This window comes from Stenotrophomonas sp. SI-NJAU-1 (assembly GCF_020883215.1).
GTDB lineage: Bacteria > Pseudomonadota > Gammaproteobacteria > Xanthomonadales > Xanthomonadaceae > Stenotrophomonas > Stenotrophomonas indicatrix.
Window position 1 is genome coordinate 3,742,341 of the sequence record NZ_CP086598.1, and the last position, 19,060, is coordinate 3,761,400.

The 19,060-nt window shown below is 66.6% G+C and carries 15 protein-coding genes; 6 read left to right on the forward strand and 9 right to left on the reverse strand.

What is annotated here, in order from left to right:
• Positions 1–342: 342 nt before the first annotated feature.
• From LMF57_RS16965 to LMF57_RS16975, 3 genes are all read left to right on the forward strand, one after another.
• A complete protein-coding gene (locus LMF57_RS16965; protein ID WP_208082321.1) occupies positions 343–1,359 on the forward strand; it encodes a glucokinase family protein in 1,017 nt (338 codons plus the stop codon).
• 106 nt (positions 1,360–1,465) lie between these two features.
• Positions 1,466–4,090 carry a TonB-dependent receptor gene (locus tag LMF57_RS16970; RefSeq protein WP_117311395.1) on the forward strand — a complete coding sequence of 875 codons (2,625 nt, stop codon included), beginning with the start codon at positions 1,466–1,468 and terminating at the stop codon, positions 4,088–4,090.
• Positions 4,091–4,215: 125 nt separating this feature from the next.
• Complete coding sequence (locus LMF57_RS16975) at positions 4,216–6,552, forward strand: family 20 glycosylhydrolase (protein WP_229290266.1); 2,337 nt, start codon at positions 4,216–4,218, stop codon at positions 6,550–6,552.
• Between the two features lie 583 nt (positions 6,553–7,135).
• Here LMF57_RS16975 and LMF57_RS16980 read toward each other — a convergent pair.
• Together LMF57_RS16980 and LMF57_RS16985 are read right to left on the reverse strand one after the other, a co-directional pair.
• Positions 7,136–7,528 carry a VanZ family protein gene (locus LMF57_RS16980; protein ID WP_229290267.1) on the reverse strand — a complete coding sequence of 131 codons (393 nt, stop codon included), beginning with the start codon at positions 7,526–7,528 and terminating at the stop codon, positions 7,136–7,138.
• The gene (locus LMF57_RS16985) at positions 7,525–8,709 is read right to left on the reverse strand and encodes an SAM-dependent methyltransferase (protein WP_229290268.1); all 1,185 of its coding nucleotides are present in this window, start codon (positions 8,707–8,709) and stop codon (positions 7,525–7,527) included. The genes LMF57_RS16980 and LMF57_RS16985 overlap by 4 nt, the downstream gene beginning before the upstream one ends.
• Before the next feature lie 59 nt (positions 8,710–8,768).
• Here LMF57_RS16985 and LMF57_RS16990 point away from each other — a divergent pair, with 59 nt between their 5' ends.
• Positions 8,769–9,506: a pteridine reductase gene (locus LMF57_RS16990; RefSeq protein ID WP_229290269.1), complete on the forward strand. Its 738-nt coding sequence runs from the start codon at positions 8,769–8,771 to the stop codon at positions 9,504–9,506.
• Between the two features lie 76 nt (positions 9,507–9,582).
• Here the strand turns inward: LMF57_RS16990 and folK are convergent, their stop codons facing one another.
• Positions 9,583–10,068, reverse strand: a complete 486-nt coding sequence (gene folK / locus LMF57_RS16995; RefSeq protein WP_025878692.1) for a 2-amino-4-hydroxy-6-hydroxymethyldihydropteridine diphosphokinase — start codon at positions 10,066–10,068, stop codon at positions 9,583–9,585.
• Between the two features lie 93 nt (positions 10,069–10,161).
• Between folK and LMF57_RS17000 the strand changes: the two genes are divergently transcribed.
• The gene (locus tag LMF57_RS17000; RefSeq protein ID WP_229290270.1) at positions 10,162–10,905 is read left to right on the forward strand and encodes a 20S proteasome subunit A/B; all 744 of its coding nucleotides are present in this window, start codon (positions 10,162–10,164) and stop codon (positions 10,903–10,905) included.
• 75 nt (positions 10,906–10,980) lie between these two features.
• Here LMF57_RS17000 and LMF57_RS17005 read toward each other — a convergent pair whose 3' ends face one another.
• From LMF57_RS17005 to LMF57_RS17020, 4 genes are all read right to left on the reverse strand, one after another.
• On the reverse strand, positions 10,981–12,492 hold the full coding sequence (locus LMF57_RS17005; protein WP_032975381.1) for a hybrid sensor histidine kinase/response regulator: 1,512 nt from the start codon (positions 12,490–12,492) through the stop codon (positions 10,981–10,983).
• A 4-nt stretch (positions 12,493–12,496) separates the two neighbouring features.
• Positions 12,497–12,937, reverse strand: coding sequence for a response regulator (locus LMF57_RS17010; RefSeq protein WP_208081819.1), 441 nt, complete (start codon positions 12,935–12,937; stop codon positions 12,497–12,499).
• Complete coding sequence (locus LMF57_RS17015) at positions 12,934–14,751, reverse strand: ATP-binding protein (RefSeq protein ID WP_117311400.1); 1,818 nt, start codon at positions 14,749–14,751, stop codon at positions 12,934–12,936. The genes LMF57_RS17010 and LMF57_RS17015 overlap by 4 nt, the downstream gene beginning before the upstream one ends.
• Positions 14,752–14,949: 198 nt before the next feature.
• Positions 14,950–15,333 (reverse strand): BON domain-containing protein, encoded by a 384-nt coding sequence (locus LMF57_RS17020; RefSeq protein ID WP_025878697.1) that lies wholly within the window; start codon positions 15,331–15,333, stop codon positions 14,950–14,952.
• Positions 15,334–15,521: 188 nt separating this feature from the next.
• On the opposite strand from LMF57_RS17020, the gene LMF57_RS17025 reads away from it, so the two are divergent.
• Entirely contained in the window at positions 15,522–16,565 is a 1,044-nt protein-coding gene (locus LMF57_RS17025) for an oxidoreductase (protein ID WP_229290271.1), read from the forward strand.
• Between the two features lie 333 nt (positions 16,566–16,898).
• Here LMF57_RS17025 and gnd read toward each other — a convergent pair whose 3' ends face one another.
• Both gnd and LMF57_RS17035 read right to left on the reverse strand, forming a co-directional pair.
• Positions 16,899–17,804 (reverse strand): phosphogluconate dehydrogenase (NAD(+)-dependent, decarboxylating), encoded by a 906-nt coding sequence (gnd, locus tag LMF57_RS17030; protein ID WP_025878699.1) that lies wholly within the window; start codon positions 17,802–17,804, stop codon positions 16,899–16,901.
• Between the two features lie 10 nt (positions 17,805–17,814).
• The gene (locus LMF57_RS17035) at positions 17,815–19,053 is read right to left on the reverse strand and encodes a hypothetical protein (protein WP_229290272.1); all 1,239 of its coding nucleotides are present in this window, start codon (positions 19,051–19,053) and stop codon (positions 17,815–17,817) included.
• Positions 19,054–19,060 lie beyond the last annotated feature (7 nt).

Below are 19,060 nucleotides of genomic sequence, written 5' to 3' on the forward strand. Positions count from 1 at the left end.
GGAACAACGTTGTCACATTCTTTCGATGGACAGCGACCGTTTGTCAACTTCTGTCAACTTCCCTGCACGAGTCACCACACCTCATGTTGCACTGCGCAAGCGCGTTGCACGGCCATCCGCTGAATGCGCTTGGCCCTTGAAGCCCCTTGCTGCAACGGTTCCGCCCGGGATGCAGTACTCACGCCATGTAAACGTTTACGGCGATCTGCATTCGTTGCGGCGCAGCAACGAAAGTGTCACGAACTCGTTGACATCGTTGTCAACGCGGTTACAGACTCCGCCCAATCGCCGGCTCCATCGTTGCCCTTCCCAGGGCCGGCCCCACCTGCAGCAGGAGCCCGCGTGACCGCCAGCCATCCCGCCCCGGCCCATGTCCTGTCCCGCGTCGCGCCGTCGTTCCTGGCTGCCGACGTTGGCGGCACCCATGTGCGTGTCGCCCGGGTCCAGGCCAGCGGCGACGATGCCCATCCGGTGCAGGTGCTCGATTACCGCAAGTACCGCAACGCCGACCACGCCGGGCTCAGCGCGATCCTCGCCGACTTCCTGGCCGAAGGCCCGCGCCCGTCGCATTGCGTGGTCGCCACTGCCGGCTACGCCCGCGAAGACGGCACGGTGATCACCGCCAATGTGCCGTGGCCGTTGTCGGCGCGGCAGATCGAGGCCGACCTCGGCCTGCAGCGGGTGCACATCGTCAATGACTTCGAAGCGGTGGCCTACGCGGCCGCGCAGGTCGATGCCAGCGGCGTGCTGCACCTGTGCGGCCCGGAAACGGCGCCGCGCGGCCCGACCCTGGTGGTCGGCCCCGGTACGGGCCTGGGCGCAGCGCTGTGGATTCCCACCGCCAACGGCCCGGTGGTGCTCGCCACCGAGGCCGGCCAGCCGACCCTGGCCGCCAGCACCGAGCTGGAAATGGCGATCGTCCGCCACATGCAGCGCGACCGCGCGCACGTGTCGATCGAACATGCCCTTTCCGGTCCCGGCCTGATGAACCTGTACCGCGCGATCTGCGCGCTGCAGGGGCAGGCACCGGCGCTGGCCAGCCCCGATGCGGTCACCGCTGCGGCGATGTCTGGCACCGATCCGCTGGCACGGCAGGCGCTGGATGTGTTCTGCGGCCTGCTCGGCAGCACCATCGGCGACATGGCCCTGTTCTACGGCGCGCACGGCGGGGTGTACCTGGCCGGCGGGATCCTGCCGCAGATCCGCGAGTACCTGCGCACCAGCACCTTCGTCGAACGCTACCTGCAGAAGGGGCCGATGGGCGAGGCGCTGGCACGCATCCCGGTGAAGGTGGTCGAGCACGGACAGCTGGGCGTGATCGGCGCTGCCAGCTGGTATCTGCTCCACGCCGACGCCTGAACCTGCAATCGGCTTCAACGCAATCGCAGCACGTCGTTCCGTTCCATGCCGTAATCGCAATCCGCATGCCGCCGCCGGCACCCAACGAGTGATGAGGAGAGACATCATGAATACCCGCAAGACTCTGCTTTCGGCAGCCATCGTCGGCTGCCTCGCCTTCTCGGCGCACGCACAGGACCAGAGCCCGCAGGACCTGGACACCGTGCAGGTGGTGGGCATCCGCGCCAGCCTGGAAAAGTCGCTGGACACCAAGCGCAACAACGTCGGTGTGTCCGAAGCGATCACTGCCGAGGACATCGGCAAGTTCCCCAGCACCAACGTTGCTGAAGCACTGTCGCAGATCCCGGGCGTGACCCTCGACCGCCGCTTCGGCCAAGGCGAGCGCGTCAGCATCGACGGCACCGACCCCAGCCTCAACCTGTCCTTCCTCGACAACCACCCGGTGGCGCAGGCGATCTGGCTGTACGGCGAACAACCCAACCGCGGCTTCGACTACACGCTGCTGGCCCCCCAGATCCTGGGCCGCGCCGAGATCCTCAAGTCGTCCGAAGCGCGCCTGACCGAAGGCAGCCTCGGCGGCACCGTGCTGATGCATACCCGCCAGCCACTGGACCTGAAGCAGAACGAAGTGGCCGCCTCGGTAGGCTACAGCTACAGCCAGCAGGCCAGCGAAGGCAAGCCGAACGCCGCCGTGCTGTACAGCTGGAAGAACAACGACGAAACCTTCGGCGTGGCCGTGTCGGCCCAGCACTACGAAGAAGCCGTCGACCGCCAGGGCAAGGAAGTGTTCGGCTACACAAAGGCCAGCACCTTCCCCAATGCCACCGGCGTGGCCGCCGACGTGGACGTGCCCAATTCCTTCAACGCCGCCTGGTTCCAGCAGGAGCGCAAGCGTGACAGTGCCGTGGTCAACCTGCAGTTCAAGCCGACCGATGAACTGGAATTCAACCTCAGCGGCATGTACATCAAGGAAAAGTTCGACAACTACAACCAGTCGCTTTATTCCTTCCTGACCTGGAACCCGGGCACCGTCAACGCAGTCAACCAGCTTGGCGACGTGCGCAATGGCGTGGCCACCAGCGGCCACTCCAACGCCAGCGCCACCGCCAACAGCGGTACGCTGATCTATGACAACAACGTGCGCCTGTCCGAAGTGGTCACCAAGGGCGTGGACCTGCGCGGCGCGTGGAAGGGCGAGGGCTGGGGCATGACCGGTCAGGTCGGCCAGAGCAAGTCCGACAACAAGAATCTGGCCCAGTACTTCATCGAGCCGTTCTACAACGGCGGCTACAGCTGGAACATGGACAAGGGCATCACCTTCGACGATCCGGCCGGCGCGCGCGATCCGGCCAACTGGGGTTCGGCCGGTGGCTGGTTCGGCAACAACGGCGTGTTCTCCACCGAGAGCAAGGACACCTACGCCCAGCTCGATTTCAACGTCCAGTTCGACAGCATCTTCAACCAGCTGCAGTTCGGCGTGCGCCACGGCAAGCACGATGAAGCCTTCACCCTCAACGTGTATGGCGGCGTCACCCCGGGCACGCTGGCCGACGTGGGCACCATCGGCCTGACCGATATCCAGGGCTTCACCCCCGACCAGGGCCGCCACGTGCAGGCCGGCCGCAACAACGTGCTGAACTGGGTGCGCAACAGCCCTATCGACTACAGCAACCCCGATCCGGCCAGCTACCTCAACAACAGCTGGGCGCTGACCCAGACCAACAATGCCGCCTATGCGCAGCTGAACTTCTCCAACGGCCCGCTGCGCGGCAACCTGGGCGTGCGCTACGTCGATTCCAAGACCGAAGGCAGCGGCTTCGTCTACGGTGGCACGCCCTCGCTGACCGACCTGGACAGCAAGTGGCAGACCCGCACCAAAAAGGAAGACTTCGTGCTGCCGTCGTTGAACGTGGCCTGGGACACCGACAACGACTGGGTGTTCCGCTTTGCTGCAGCCAAGGTGATCGCCTGGGCGCCGTACAACCAGATGGTCAACAACACCTTCCTCAACGACACCACCCTGACCGGTTCGGGCGGCAACGCCGATCTGTCGCCGTATGAGTCGTGGAACTTCAACGCCTCCGCCGAGTACTACTACGCGCCGCAGGCCGTGGTGGCCTGGTCGGTGTTCTACAAGAAGATCGACAACTACATCGATACCTCGGCTACGATCGAGCGCCAGTACAACTCGATCCGCGACACCTCGCCTGCCACCTGGGCCAATATCGTCGGCAGCAACGGCTGCACCGCCGATGGCTACTGCGATTACAGCATCCAGCGCCCGCGCAACGCTGGCAGCGGCCACGTCAAGGGCTTCAACATCAGCTTCCAGCAGCCCTTCGGTGAAAGCGGCTTCGGCCTGACCGGCAACTACACCTACGCCAACGGCGAGAACAACACCGGCGACCCGCTGCCGTACCAGTCGCGCAATGCCATTGCGTTCAGCCCGTACTACGAGAAGGGCCCGATCAATGCGCGCCTGACCTACAACTGGCGTGACAGCTATCTGGCCGGCGGCTACGTGGCCGGCGCGGCCCCCTCCAGCGTGGACGATTACGCAGAACTGGGCGCCAGCTTCGGCTACACCTTCAACGACAACTGGTCGCTGACGGTGGATGCGCAGAACCTGCTGGACGAAACCTACTTCCAGTACCTGGGCGACAAGGAACACTTGGCCGGCAAGTACAAGAGCGGCCGCCGCTACATGGCCACCCTGCACTTCAAGTTCTAAGCCTGCACCCAGCTGCACATCGCGACGGGCCCGGATTTCCGGGCCCGTCGTACGATGGGAGTCTGGAAACGCCGCCTGCGCGGCGGCCACGCGCGGCACAGCGAGCCGCCCACCACAGGAGTGAGATGATGCGACCCTTTCCCATTGCCGGCATGCTGCTGGGCCTGGCGCTGCTTCCCGCCGCCTGGGCCGCCGATGCCCCGGCACTCGATACCGGCCCTGGCCCGCAGCTGCGCGCCGGCAGCCTGATGTTGATTCCCGCACCGGCCAACGTGCAGCGCGGCAACGGCGCGGGCATCACCGTGGGCGCCGCTACCGTGCTGCATGCCGATGGCGAAGCCGCACAGCGCGTGGCCGCACAGTTCGCCGACCTGCTGGCGCGCAGTGGTGGGCCGCGGCTGGCCATGGCCAACGGCAATGCCTCCGCCAAGGGCAACAGCATCCGCTTCCAGATCGTGCCGACCTTCCGCGACAGCGGCGAGGGCTACACGCTGGAAAGCACCGCGCAGGGCGTGCTGGTGCAGGCCGGCAACGAGACCGGCCTGTTCTACGGCGCCACCACCCTGGCCCAGCTCGCCACCGGCGGCAGCAACGGCGTGCTGCCGGCCGTGCAGATCCAGGATGCGCCGCGCTTCAGCTGGCGTGGCTTCATGCTCGACTCGGCACGGCACTTCCAGAGCCTGGACGAGATCAAGCGCGTGCTCGATGCGATGGCCGCGCACAAGCTCAATACCTTCCATTGGCACCTGACCGACGACCAGGGCTGGCGCATGGAGATCAAGCGCTACCCGAAGCTGACCGAAGTCGGCAGCTGCCGCCTTCCGGCCGGTGATGGCGGCATCGATCCGGTCAGTGGCAAGGAGCATCCGTACTGCGGCTTCTACACGCAGGACCAGATCCGCGAAGTGATCGCCTACGCCGCCAAGCTGCATATCCAGGTCATTCCGGAGATCGATGTACCCGGCCACGCCACCGCTGCCATCGCCGCCTATCCGGAACTGGGTACGATCGACGCGCCGTTGAAACCGTTGAGCGAATGGGGCGTGTTCCCGAACCTGTTCAACGTCGAGGACGGTACCGTCACCTTCCTGGAAAACGTGCTGGAAGAAGTCGTCGCCCTGTTCCCGGCCAGGTATGTGCATGTGGGTGGCGACGAGGCGGTGAAGGACCAGTGGGAGGCATCAAAACAGGTGCAGCGGCGCATGCGCGAGCTGGGCATCAAGGATGAGATGGCCATGCAGAGCCACATCATCAAGCGCCTGGAGACGTTCCTGGAACAACACGACCGTCGCCTGATCGGCTGGGACGAAATCCTTGAGGGCGGCCTGCCGCCGCAGGCCACGGTAATGTCCTGGCGCGGCACCGAAGGCGGCCTTGCTGCGGCCAGCGCCGGCCACGATGTGGTGATGTCGCCGGTCAGCCACCTGTACCTGGATTACCTGCAGACGGCCTCGCCGAACGAGCCGCCGGGCCGGCCGACGCAGGTGAACCTGGCCAAGCTCTACAACTACGAACCGGTGCCGGCCGAACTGGCCGCCGACAAGCGCGGGCACATTCTCGGCCTGCAGGCGAACATGTTCACCGAGCACACGCGCACCTACGCGCGTCTGCAGCACAACCTGTTCCCGCGCCTGGCCGCCGTGGCCGAGACCGGCTGGAGCACGCCGGAGCGTCGCGATTTCCGCGACTTCCTGGCCCGCCTGCCCTCGCAGCTGCAGCGCTATCAGGCCTGGGGCCTGGCCTACGCGCAGACGCCGTTCGAAGTAGGCGTGGCCTACACCGATGACCGCGCGGCGAACACGGTGACCGTGTCGCTGGCCAATCCTCTGGGCTATGAAGTGCGCTACAGCAGCGACGGCAAGCCGGTGACCGCGCAATCGCCGCTGTACCGGCAGCCACTGACGTCCACGCTGCCGGCGACGGTGCAGGCTGCCGCCTTCTACCAGGGCAAGCCGCTGGCCGCGAAGCCGACGGTGGCGGCGTACACCGCGCAGTCGCTGCTGTCGCGGCACAGCGAAGCACTGCGCAGCTGCGTCGGCGAGAAGGGCCTTGTCCTGCGCCTGGAAGATGATGGTCCGCGCGAAGGTGCGCGTGCGGTGTTCACCGTCGACATCTTCCAGCCGTGCTGGCGTTGGCCGCAGGCACAGCTGGATGGCATCGGCAGCGTGGAAGTGCGCGCAGGCCGCATTCCGTACTACTTCCAGCTGGCCCACGACGAGCCGAAGCGTCGCTTCGAAAAGGCCCGGAGCGCGCACGGCGAAATGCAGATCCGCCGCGGTGACTGCACCGGCAAGGTACTGGCGCAGGTGCCGCTGCCGGCGCAGACCGATGCCGACGGCTTCGTGACCCTGCGTGCGGCTTTGCCGAAGGGCACCTTGGGCACGGGTGATCTGTGCATCAACTTCACCGGCGACACGCGCCCGGCGATGTGGGTGCTGGATGAGGTGACGCTGGGGAAATAGCGGCGGACACGCATGGCGTGGATCTACCGTAGCGCCAGGCCATGCCTGCCTGCCTTGGTAGACGCCAACCTTGGTTGGCGCCGGGAAGATTCATCCACGCATGGCGTGGATCTACCGTAGCGCCAGGCCATGCCTGCCTGCCTTGGTAGACGCCAACCTTGGTTGGCGCCGGCGAGATCCATCCACGCATGGCGTGGATCTACCGTAGCGCCAGGCCATGCCTGGCTGCCTTTGGTAGACGCCAACCTTGGTTGGCGCCGGCGAGATCCATCCACGCATGGCGTGGATCTACCGTAGCGCCAGGCCATGCCTGCCTGCCTTGGTAGACGCCAACCTTGGTTGGCGCCGGGAAGATTCATCCACGCATGGCGTGGATCTACCGTAGCGCCAGGCCATGCCTGGCTGCTTTGGTAGACGCCAACCTTGGTTGGCGCCGGGAAGATCCATCCACGCATGGCGTGGATCTACCGTAGCGCCAGGCCATGCCTGGCTGCCTTGGTAGACGCCAACCTTGGTTGGCGCCGGCGAGATCCATCCACGCATGGCGTGGATCTACCGTAGCGCCAGGCCATGCCTGGCTGCCTTACCCCCGCCAGCGCAGCAGCATGTCGCGCAGCGGGGTCAATGCGGTAGCCATCCCCGCCAACACGCCAACGGTGTTGGCCACCGCATCCATCGGATCGGCCATGCGGTTGCTGGTCAACGCGCCCTGCGCGAACTCGATGCCGACGCCCATCAGCACCAGGCCAGCACCCACCCACAGCAGCGGGCGGCCACACCGGAACAGCTGCACCGCGCTTCCGGCCAGGATGAAATAAGCCAGGAAATGCTCACCCTTGTCGCTGTTTTCCGGCAGCGGGATCGGCGGCGGCGGAATCAGGCAGACCACGATCACCGTCAGCACCGCCAACACCCACAACGCGGTCCACAGTCGTGGCCGCCGCAGCGGCTTGATCACCGGCAACGCTGCACTCACAGGCGCCAGCTCAGGTCGCCCAGTTCGAAGGCCGGTTCGAAATCAACGTCGCGCTGCAGGCCAAGGGCCTGGAAACGCTCGCCCATCTCCGTTGGCAGGGTCAGCTTCTTCACCTGGTCGCGCAACTGGATGCGGCCCACTTCATCGGTGCGCTCCTCGGCCAGGGTCAGTACCTGGTCCAGGCCGTTGCCGAGCAGGAAACTGGCCTGGCTGCAGTAGCCGGCCAGTTCGAAACCGCCGTGCAGGCCGGCCTCGGCCATGGCAGTGAAATCGACCGACGCAGTGATGTCCTGCAGGCCCGGCCAGCGATGGATCTCGTTGTGCACGTGGTGACGGTAGAACGCGCGCACGGTGCCGTCATCGCGTTCTTCCTGGTAGAACTCGCCCCGGTTGTAGCCGTAGTCCACGAACAGCATCGCGCCACGCCGCAGGCCACCGGCCACCGCCTGCAGCCAGTACGGCAGCTGCGGCAGCACTTCGGAACGGTAGCCGTCGGCAAAGGGCTTCTGCAGATAGCGTTCGAGATGGCGCACCGCGCCGTTGAGCAGGAGGTCGGCCGGCTGCGCGCCCCGGATGAAGTTGCCCTGCCCGTCCAGTTCGACGGTTTCCTCATATACCTCGCCGTCCTTGATGAGGAAGCGCGGTGTCGGCAGCGCATCGATCACCTCGTTGGCGAACACTACGCCGTCCCAGTCGTCCTCGAACGGACGATCAAGCCATTCCACCCGGCTGGCCAATTCAGGCGGCAGGTTCTGCTGCAGGCGCTCCTGCTGGCGCTGGCGCAGGTCCGCACTGGGTTCGAGGATCGCGTAACGGGCCGGCAGCGCCTCCAGCTCGGCCAGGCGCAGCAGCACCGCCTCGGCGAAGGCCCCGGTGCCGCCGCCCAGTTCCAGCATCCGTGCATGCACATCCAGCTGGCCGAACACCGGCGCCAGCGCATTGGCCACGCTGCCGGCGAACAGGCTGCCAAGCTCGGGTGCGGTGGTGAAATCGCCGCTGCCGCCGAATTTGCTGGCGCCGGCGCTGTAATAGCCCCAGCCCGGCGCGTACAGGCACAGCTCCATGAAGCGGGAGAACGGCATCGCCCCACCCTGCGCGAGGATCTCGGCACGCAGGGCGGCGGCCAGTTGATCGCTGTGGGCCAGGGCATCGGCTTCGGGCAGGGGGAAGGTAGGCTGCATGGCGTCTTCGAATGCGGTGACAATGGTGCACAGGATAGCCGAGCCTTGGAGGACCCTCGATGAGTGACACCGCCCCCGTGGCCCTGATCACCGGCAGCGCACGCCGGATCGGCGCGGCCATCGCCCGCCAGTTCCACGCCTGTGGCTGGTCGGTGGTGCTGCACGCCCATACCTCCAGCGCCGAACTGCAGCAGGCCGCCTTCAACCTGGACAACGCGCGCCCCGGCAGCGTGCTGGCGTTGCAGGCCGATCTGCGCGACGCCGAGGCCCTGGCCGATCTGGTCGAGCAGGCGGTCACCCACTTCGGCCGCCTGGATGCGCTGGTCAACAACGCCTCCAACTTCTTCCCCACCCCGCTCGGCCAGGTCACCGCCCAGGCGATGGATGAGCTGTACGCGGTCAACGCGCGCGCGCCGCTGCTGCTGGCCCAGGCCGCCGCGCCCTATCTGCGCCGCCAGCACGGCTGCATCGTCAACCTGACCGACCTGCACGGCACCGACCCGATGCGCGACCACGTCGCCTACACGATGGCCAAGGCGGCGCTGGAAATGGCGACCCGCTCGCTGGCGCTGGAACTGGCGCCGAAGGTGCGGGTGAACGCGGTGGCCCCCGGTGCGATCCTGTGGCCGGAACAGGGCAAGGACGATTTCGCCCGCGAGGCGCTGCTGGCGCGCACGCCGCTGGCGCGGATCGGCACGGTCGAGGAAATCGCCGAAGCGGTGTACTGGCTGGCGGCCGAGGCCAGCTTCGTCACCGGCCACACGCTGCGCGTGGATGGTGGGCGTACGGTCAGCTGAAATGCTGCCGGCCAACGGCCGGCACCACCGGTAGCGCCGGGCCATGCCCGGCGAGCGCAGCGGCAACAACAACCCATCATTCCAGGTCCACGACCTCGAACGCTTCGCCAAACTGCTTGTGCGCGCGCCACAACGTGGCCAGGTCCAGGCCGCTGACCGGATCGACGAAGTCCGGGGCGATGTCAGCCAGCGGCTTCAGCACGAAGGCATGCTTCAGTTCCGGGCGCGGAATGCGCAGATGGCCGGGGCCCTCCACCACCAGGTCGCCATAGAACACCACATCGACGTCCAGGGTCCGGTCGGAAAAGCGCGGGCCGCTGCGGTCACGACCATGCGCATCTTCCAGCGCATGCAGCCAGTCATCCAGTTCCTGCAGCGGCAGGTCGGTCTCGAGGGCAACACCGTTGTTGAGGAAGGCCGGGCCGTCGAAACCGACGGCAGCGGTGCGGTAGGCGGCAGACACCTGCAGCGCGCCAAAGCGCTCGCGCAGGGCCGCCACCGCAGCGTGGAGGTAGCGGCGGGGATGGACGTTGCTGCCCAGGCTCAGGAGCACGGTGGTCATGCGGTTCCGGTGACGGCAATCAGGTGGAGCGCGGGCATGCCATCGTCACAACGGCCTGCCTACAATCCGGGACGCATATGATAGGGCACCGACATGACCTATTGCGTTGGAATCGAGGTGGACGAGGGCCTGGTCTTCGCCGCCGACACCCGCACCAATGCCGCGCTGGACGATGTCCGCGTGCACCGCAAACTGCACGTGTTCGAATATCCCGGCCAGGCTGCCTATGTGGTGATGGCCGCTGGCAACCTGGCCACGACCCAGTTGCTGGTGTCGCGACTGAAGCGCGATGCCGAGGAGCGGCGCACACCGAACCTGCGCGACATGGCCCATCTGTTCGAGGCTGCGGCCTACGTCGGCTCCCTGCTGGTGGACAGCCAGGTACAGAGCCAGCACACCGAGCATGGCCACGACGGGGTGAACACCCAGGCGACGCTGATCTTCGGTGGACAGATTGCCGGTGAACAGCCTGGCCTGTACATGGTCTATCCGCTGGGCAACGCCATTGCCGCCTCGCCGGAGACGCCCTATCTGCAGATCGGTGAGTCCAAGTACGGCAAGCCGATCCTGGACCGCATCCTGACCCCGTCCACGCGCCTGGAAGATGCCGCACGCACGGCGATCGTCTCGCTGGATTCGACCATCCGTTCCAACCTGTCGGTGGGCCTGCCGGTGGACCTGGCGCTGCTGCGCGCCGGCGAACTGCGGATCAGCCAGCAGCTGCGGCTGGGCGCCGATTCGCCGCTGTATGCCGACATCCACCAGAACTGGTCGCGACGGCTGGAACAGGCGGTGGAAAGCCTGCCGCGGTTCCCGTGGGAACCCCAGGTCCGGTAGTGCCGGCCCCTGGCCGGCAACCGCAATGATCCGACCACACGCAGATGCCGGCCAGCGGCCGGCACTACCCCTGTTTCAGCCCAGCGCGTCGGCCACCGCGCGGAAGACCTGCTGCATCTGCAGCGGCTTGCGCAGCAGGTGCACCTCGATGCCAGCGGGGAACACATCTTCCGGCATCTCCCCGGCAGCGTCTTCCAGCACCAGCGCCGGGCCGCGGTAGCCGAGCGTGGCCATTTCGCCCAGCAGCTGGCTGGCCGACAACAGCTTGGAGCCGGCATCGGCAATCACCAGCGCCGGCATCGCCTCCTGCTGCATCCAGCGCAGCGCAGCCGGGCCATCGGAGGCCAACTGCAGCTGATAACCCTGACTGGACAGTGCATTGCCCAGCAGCGACAGGCGGGTGGCTTCACCATCGACCACCAGGATCGACTGGCCACTGCCCAGTGCCACCAGCTGTTCGATCGGTTCGCCGCCCTCGGCGCTGGCATGCATCGGCAAGCGCAGCTCGAAGCAGGTGCCCCGCCCCAGCTGGCTGTCGACGTGGATGCTGCCCCCGGCACCTTCAACGATGCGCTTGCAGGAAATCAGGCCCAGCCCGGTGCCATCGGCCTTGGTGGTGAAGAACGGATTGAACAGGTGCGACAACGTGTCCGCATCCATGCCGGTGCCTTCATCGACCACTGCGATGCGCAGCCAGTCCTCGCCATCGCGCTGGCCACCATGGCTGGCGGTCAGGCTCAGGTTGCCACCCTGGGGCATCGCCTGGATCGCGTTGAGCGCCAGGTTCAACAACACCTGCTGCAACTCGGTGTAGTTGGCATCGACCACCAGCCCCTCATCCTCGACCACCAGGTCCAGGCGGACGCCATCGGGCACGTTGCTGCGCAACAGCAGCGCCACGGCCTGGAACAGGTCATCGATGTGGATGCGTTCGCTGGCCTTGCGCGAGCCGCGCACGAACGACAGCATCGATTCGGCCATCTCATGGCCACGGCGACCGCACTCGGCGATCACGTCGGCCAGGTGGTGCAGCTGCGGATCTTCGGTACGCGCCTTCAGCAGGTCCGGCATGATCAGCAGCGGCTGCAGGATGTTGCGCAGATCGTGGCTGAGCCCGGCGGCCAGCAACGACAGGCTTTCCAGCCGTTGCGCGCGCATCAGCTCGGTTTCCACCCGCGAGCGCTCGATGGCGCTGCGTGCCTCACGCACCGCGCGCGCAACGGCCGACGGCAGGCGCGCCGGCTGGTGCTTGATGATGTAGTCGTTGGCTCCCTTCTGCAGGGCCGCCACCGCATTCTCCTCGCCCATGGTGCCGGAGACGAAGATGAAAGGTACCTCCGGCAACGCATCGCGCACGATGCGCAGCGCGTCGTCGCCGGAGAAACCGGGCATGCTCAGGTCGGACAGCACGATGTCCGGCTGGAAGCGCGCCAGCGCATGGCGCAGGTCGTCCGCGCTCTCGACACGCTCGAAGGTGGCCTCAAGGCCTGCATCGAGCATCTGTTCGGACATCAGCTCGGCATCCTCCGGGGAATCTTCCACCAGCAGGATGCGCAATGCGCCGAGCGCGGGACCGGTCAGGGGCATGGGCCTACTCGATCTCCGGAGCCTGGTTGATCAGTGCCCAGAACTTGCCCAGGGTCTGCACCGCGCCGAAGAACTGGTCCACGTCCACCGGCTTGACCACGTACGCGTTCACGCCCATGTCCCAGCTGCGGGCCAGGTCGCTCTCCTCGCGCGAGGAGGACAGGATCACCACCGGCAACCGCTTCAACTCATCGTGTTCACGGATCTGCCGCAGCACTTCCAGGCCATCCATGCGCGGCATCTTGATGTCCAGCAGCAGCACCGCCGGCAGGCCGTCTTCGCGGCTGGCGAAGGCGCCACGGCGCAGCAGGTAATCCATCACTTCCACGCCATCTTCGACGTGCACGATGGGATTGGCCAGGCGCGCTTCCTGCAGCGCATCGATCGCCATTTCGGCGTCGGCCGGGCTGTCTTCGGCCAGGAGGATGGTGCGCAGCGTCGTCATGCGATGGGGCCCTGTTTGTCCGCGTCGAGCACGGGGGGAAGATAGAAGTGGAAGGTGGCGCCGGCATCCGGTGCGGCTTCGGCCCAGATGCGGCCGCCATGGCGGGTCAGCACCCTGCGAACGCTGGCCAGGCCGATACCGGTGCCGGGATAGTCGCTGGCCTTGTGCAGGCGCTGGAATACACCGAACAGCTTGCCGGCGTAGGCCATGTCAAAGCCTGCACCATTGTCGCTGACCGTGAACTGATGACCGCCATCGGGCTGCTGCTGGTAGTCCACACGGACCTTGGCCGGCTCGCGGTTGGCTGAATACTTCACCGCGTTGCCCAGCAGGTTCAGCCAGACCTGGCGCAGCATGTTTTCGTCGCCCACCACGATCGGCAGCGGTGCGATGCTCCACTCCACCTGATGGGCGTGGCCACTGCTCTCGGCTTCGCTCTGCACGTTCGCGTCGAGCATCGCGCGCGTATCGGCCACCAGCGACTGCATGTCCACGGTCTGCTGGCGCATCGCCACGCGGCCGAGGCGCGAATAGACCAGCAGGTCGTCGATCAACGTGGCCATGCGCCGCGCTGAACCGGAGATCACCCCCAGGTAGTGCTGGCTCTTCTCGTCGGCAGCCTCGCCCAGATGGCGCGACAGCTTGTCCGAGAACCCGGCGACATGGCGCAGCGGCGCGCGCAGGTCGTGCGACACCGAGTAGCTGAACGCTTCCAGTTCGCGGTTGACCTCCGAGACCTGGGCAACCTTGCCCTCCAGCTGCCGGTTCAGTTCTTCAACACGTGTCTGCACCGCACGCTGCACGGTCACATCGCTGACGGTCAGCAGCACCACTTCATCGTCGGTGTCAGGCAGCGGCATGCGCCGTGCGTTGAGCAGCATGTAACGGGACATGCCGTCAACGGTGCGTTGTTCGTGTTCGAAATCCCACAGTTCGCGGCCGCGCAGCAACACGTCGGCCAGACGCTGGCGCACCACCGGGTCACGCCATGCACCGTCGCCTACGTCTTCCAGCAGCAGGCCGTCGGCGCGCTCATCCTGCAGCCCGTACAACTCCGAGAACGCGGGATTGTGCAGCTGCACGCGCAGCTCGCGATCCAGCAGCACGATCGGTTCGCGCACGGTCTGCAGCACCGACGCCGCGCGTGCGGCCGCGCGCTGCGACTGCCGCTCTGCCTGCAGGCGGCGGCCGATCTGGCGTTGCAGCAGCCACAGCACCAGGCCGAGCAGCGCCAGCTGCACCAGCAGCGAGCTCCACGATACGAAGTTGGTCTGCCGCTTCTGTCGCTCCGCCTGGGCGGCGCGCTGGGCCAGCAGCGCTTCCTCACTGGCCTGCAGCTCTTCCACCAGGCCGCGGATCGGGTAGCGCGTACTCAGGTCCTGCACCAGCTCGCGCTGGTCGCTGTTCGGCTCGGACTTCGCCAGCTCACGCGCTACCCCCAGCCGGCCTTCCAGCATCGACTGGATACGGCCGATGCGGATCAGCTGGTCGGGATTGTCGCGGGTCATCCGGCCCAGTTCGGCCAGGCGCTCGGGAATGTCGTTGGCCTTGGCCATGCGCTCGCGCAGGCCCGGCGCGTCCACGCCTTTGGACAACGTCAACGCCGCCGACTCGATGTCGCGCACGTCGGTCTGCAGCTGCTGCAGGGCTACGGTCACCTGTTGGGTATGGGTCACCCAGCCCATGGCCAGTTCGTTGTCCTGCTGCAGTTTGCGCAGGGTCAACCACGGGACCACGATGATGGCTGCCGCTGCCAGTGCCAGAGCAGGCATTCGCCAGCGATCCCATATGTCATCACTGAAAACCAGCGCCATAGTTCCTCGTCAGCTCAGCCGGGGAGTGCGATCCGGGCAGGACCGGCCACGGCGGAACCGGCAATATAGCGCAGCCGGTCAAATCTCTGGGGCAATGGGTCATTCGGCGGGGCGCCCACCAGCACGTATCGAGCAGGCGCCACAGCACAAAACAGGGCGCCCCCGCGGGAGCGCCCTGTCGACAACCTGCGGCGCCGATCAACGCTTGGCGGCGCTGACCTTCAGTGCAGCGGCATCAACGCGGGTCACGCCCTTGATGCCCTTGGCGGTGGCGATGGCCTTGTCATGCTCGGCCTTGGTGGCAACGGTGCCACTCAGGCTGACCACGCCATTGACCGTCTCCACCTTTACTTCGGTACCCGGCACATTGCTGCTGGCGAGCAGATCGGCCTTGACCTTGGTGGTGATCCAGCTGTCGGTGACCGGCTCGTTGGAATCATGGCGGTCTGCATGGGTCATCGCCGAATGATCGGTTTTCGGCGGGCTCTTCGCTGCAGCGTCCTGGGCGAATGCGGCCGAGGAGGACAGCGCCAGGCCCAGGGTGAGGGCGGAAGCCAACAGCGTACGGGTCGTGGTGCTCATCGTTTGGTTCTCCTACTGGTTGGTGTGCCCAGTGTCGCCAAGTGCTTGTAGTGCAGGCGTAGCGCTGCGGTCACGCTCACGTGAATGGGCGCAGCCGCAGCGGGAATGGTTCAGCTTCCGGGCGCGTAGTCATCTCGTTTACCCTGAGGTTCCTGTCCTGCACTTCACGATCTGCGCGGAGTCCTCCCATGCGCCCTGAGCTGCAACTGGCCCTGATCGGCTACGGCCTTGCCGGCCGCGTCTTCCACGCCCCGCTGATCCAGCACACGCCGGGGCTGGCCCTGCACAGCGTCGTCAGTTCGCAGCGCGATACGCTGCTGCGCACCTTCACCGATGTCCACGTACGCGCTACCGCGCAGGAGGTCTTCGATGACCCTGCAGTGGATGCGGTGGTCATCGCCACGCCGAACGAACAGCACGCACCGTTGGCCATCGCCGCGCTGGCCGCCGGCAAGCATGTGCTGGTGGACAAACCGTTCGCGGTGAGCGTGCGCGAAGCCGAACAGGTGCTGGCCGCAGCGCGGGACGCTGCACGCATCGCCACCGTGTTCCAGAACCGGCGTTTCGATGCGGACTTCCTGACCCTGCAGGCGCTGCTTGCCGACGGCACGCTCGGTGACATCGCCGAATGCCACGCACATTTCGACCGCTATCGTCCGCAGGTGCGCGAACGCTGGCGCGAGCAGGACGGGCCGGGCAGCGGCCTGTGGTACGACCTGGGGCCGCACCTGCTGGACCAGATGCTGGTGCTGTTCGGCTGTCCGCAGGCGATCGATGCGGACCTTGCGGTGCAGCGCGAAGGCGGCAGCGGCATCGACTATTTCCACGCCGTACTGCACTACCCGCGCCATCGCGCGATCGTGCATGCCGGTTCACTGGTCGCCGCGCCCGCCCCCCGTTTTTCCGTGCATGGCACGCGCGCCAGCTGGATCAAGCAGGGCCTGGACGTGCAGGAAGCGCAGCTGCGTCGCGGCATCGCTCCAGGTGCGCCGGGATGGGGTATCGACCCGCGCCACGGCGAACTGCTGCACTGCGACGCGGAAGACAACATCCAGCGCAGCACCGTGGACAACCTGCCGGGCGACTACCGGCGCCTGTATGCCGACTTCGCGGCGGCGATGCAGGGTGAGGGCGAGCCGACGGTCAGCGCGCTGCAGGCGCTGCAGGTGATGCGGCTGCTGCAGGCGGGGACGGACAGCGCGCGCGAAGGGCGGCGGGTGCAGGTGGGGTGATCGGCAGGGCTGCGCCCTGTACCCGCCGAAGCGGTAGTGCCGGCCGCTGGCCGGCAACAGCAACAGCAACAGCAACAGCAGAAGCGGGCTATGCGTGGGATGGCGGGGTGGGCCCGATTGCGGGGGACGCCGTGAATCCATCCCTGGAGGCTTGGCCGCGGCATCCATGCCGCGGACACCCCCGCAACCGGACCCACCCCGCCTTCGACAGTTGTCCGCTGCTCTTGGTGGGTGTCGACCTTGGTCGACACGGCATGGCCTGCTCTGGGTGGGTGTCGACCTTGGTCGACACAGTAGATCCACGCTATGCGTGGATCTACATAAAACCAGTGCTTACGACTTCTTGATGGCGTGGCCGCCGAATTCGTTGCGCATCGCCGACAGCAGGCGGTCGGTGAACGAATTGGATTCGCGCGAACGCAGGCGTTCGAGCAGCGACAGGGTGATCACCGGGGCAGGTACGTCCAGCGCGATCGCTTCGGCGACGGTCCAGCGGCCTTCACCGGAATCTTCCACGTATGGTGCAATGCCATCCAGCGAGGGATTGCGCTTGAGTGCTTCGGTGCTGAGGTCCAGCAGCCACGAACGTACCACGCTGCCGTGGCGCCAGACCTCGGCCACCTGGGCCAGGTCCAGTTCCATCTCCTGCTTGCGCTCCATCAACGCGAAGCCTTCGGCGTAGGCCTGCATCATTCCGTACTCGATGCCGTTGTGGACCATCTTGGTGAAGTGGCCTGCGCCGGAAGGGCCGACGCGCGCCCAGCCGCGGTCCTCGGCCGGTGCCAGCGTGCGCAGCAGCGGTGCGATCTGTTCGACCACCGCTGCATCGCCACCCACCATCAGGCTGTAGCCTTCCTGCAGGCCCCACACGCCGCCGCTGGTGCCACAGTCCACGTAGCCCAGGTCATCTTCGGCCAGCGCCTTGGCGCGACGGATCGAGTCCTGGTAGTTGGAGTTGCCACCGTCGATGACGATGTCACCTTCGGCCAGGTGCGGGGTCAACTGGCCCAGCGTCTGGTCCACGGTCTCGCCGGCGGGCACCATCAGCCACACCACGCGCGGCACCGGCAGCGCGGCCACTGCTGCGGCCAGCGAATCAACCACCTCCAGGCCGGCCTCGGCGGCGCGCTGGCGGGCGCCCTCGCCCGGGTCGTAGCCGACCACGCGGTGGCCACCGCGGTGCAGGCGCTGGGCCATGTTGGCGCCCATCCGGCCGAGGCCGATCATTGCAATATCCATTGTTTCACCTTCAGTTGGGGTCTAGGGTCAGGCTGCCTGGCCTGCCGGTGGCTGCGCAGTGGCGCAACTGCGCCTCGCGCCAACGCCGGTAGAGCGTGGTATGCAGATTGTGCAACGCCAGGTCGATGGAAAACGGCGTGCGCGGATTCCGGTCGAGCAGGCGGATGATGTGGTAGCCGACAGGACGTATACCGCGTGGGTGCGCGTAGATCACGAACTGCTGGTAGAACGGATCGTCCAGCAACTGGTCCATCTGCTGCACGACGTCACGATAGCGCGGGGCCAGCTGCGCACGCAGCGCTGGATCGCGTTCGTACAGCAACCGCTCGAAATAGCGTTGGCCGACACGCGGAATGCCCTGCGCCAGCTGCCACAGGGCACGGTTGCGCTGGTCATACCAGGCCAGGCCACCGTGCTCCGCCAGTGCCTGCGCCGCGCCTTCGCCCACCTCCACCACCACGAAATTCTCCGCCTGGTTGCTCAGATCGTCCAGCGTGCTTTTGTCGAAGACGTGTTCGATGAAGCCCGGCAGCCCGGCAAAGGCCTGCCGCCCCATCGCCGCCGTGCGCACGGCCTTGCCGTCGGCCATGAACTGGCCGGCCTGCGCGCCCAGCAGGATGCTGTCGGTGTCGTGCAGGCCAAGGAACGTGCCGATGGACAGTTCGGCGGGCGCGAATTCCGCATCGAAGGCCGTATCGCCGTACAGTTCGCGCTGCGTGGCCAGCTGCGCGACCTGGCGGCCGACACCGCACTCGGCGCGCACGTGGCCCGTATAGAAGGCGTCCAGTGCGCGGCTGTTGCTGGTGGCCGGCACATAGCCCCGGCCGAAGCTGCGCACCCGCTGCCATCCCTGTGCCGGGGCGCCGCGTGCGCCAAAGCCGATCCAACCCAGCTGCACACCGGTGAAGCGGAAGGATTCATTGTCCTGCAGTGCCTGCGTAGCGCGTTGCACGGCAGCGCCCAGTTCGAAGGCGTAGGCGCAGACCGTGGCCGGGTCATCCAGCAACTGCTGCAACAGGGCCTGCCGGTCGGCCTCGGCCAGCGCTGCCGGCCAACGCACGCGCAGATCACCAGCCGCCTGCGCCTCGGCCAGCGAGGCACGCGTACACACCGGCCCACCCTGCACCTGTGGCGTGGTGATCGCTGCGGTTTCAAAGCGCCATCCCAGCCGCTGCAGCAGGCCTTGGCTGCACTCGGCCGTAGCGGCCAGCGTGCTCAGGGGCCAGCTCAGCAGCAGGGCCCACGCCATCACCCTG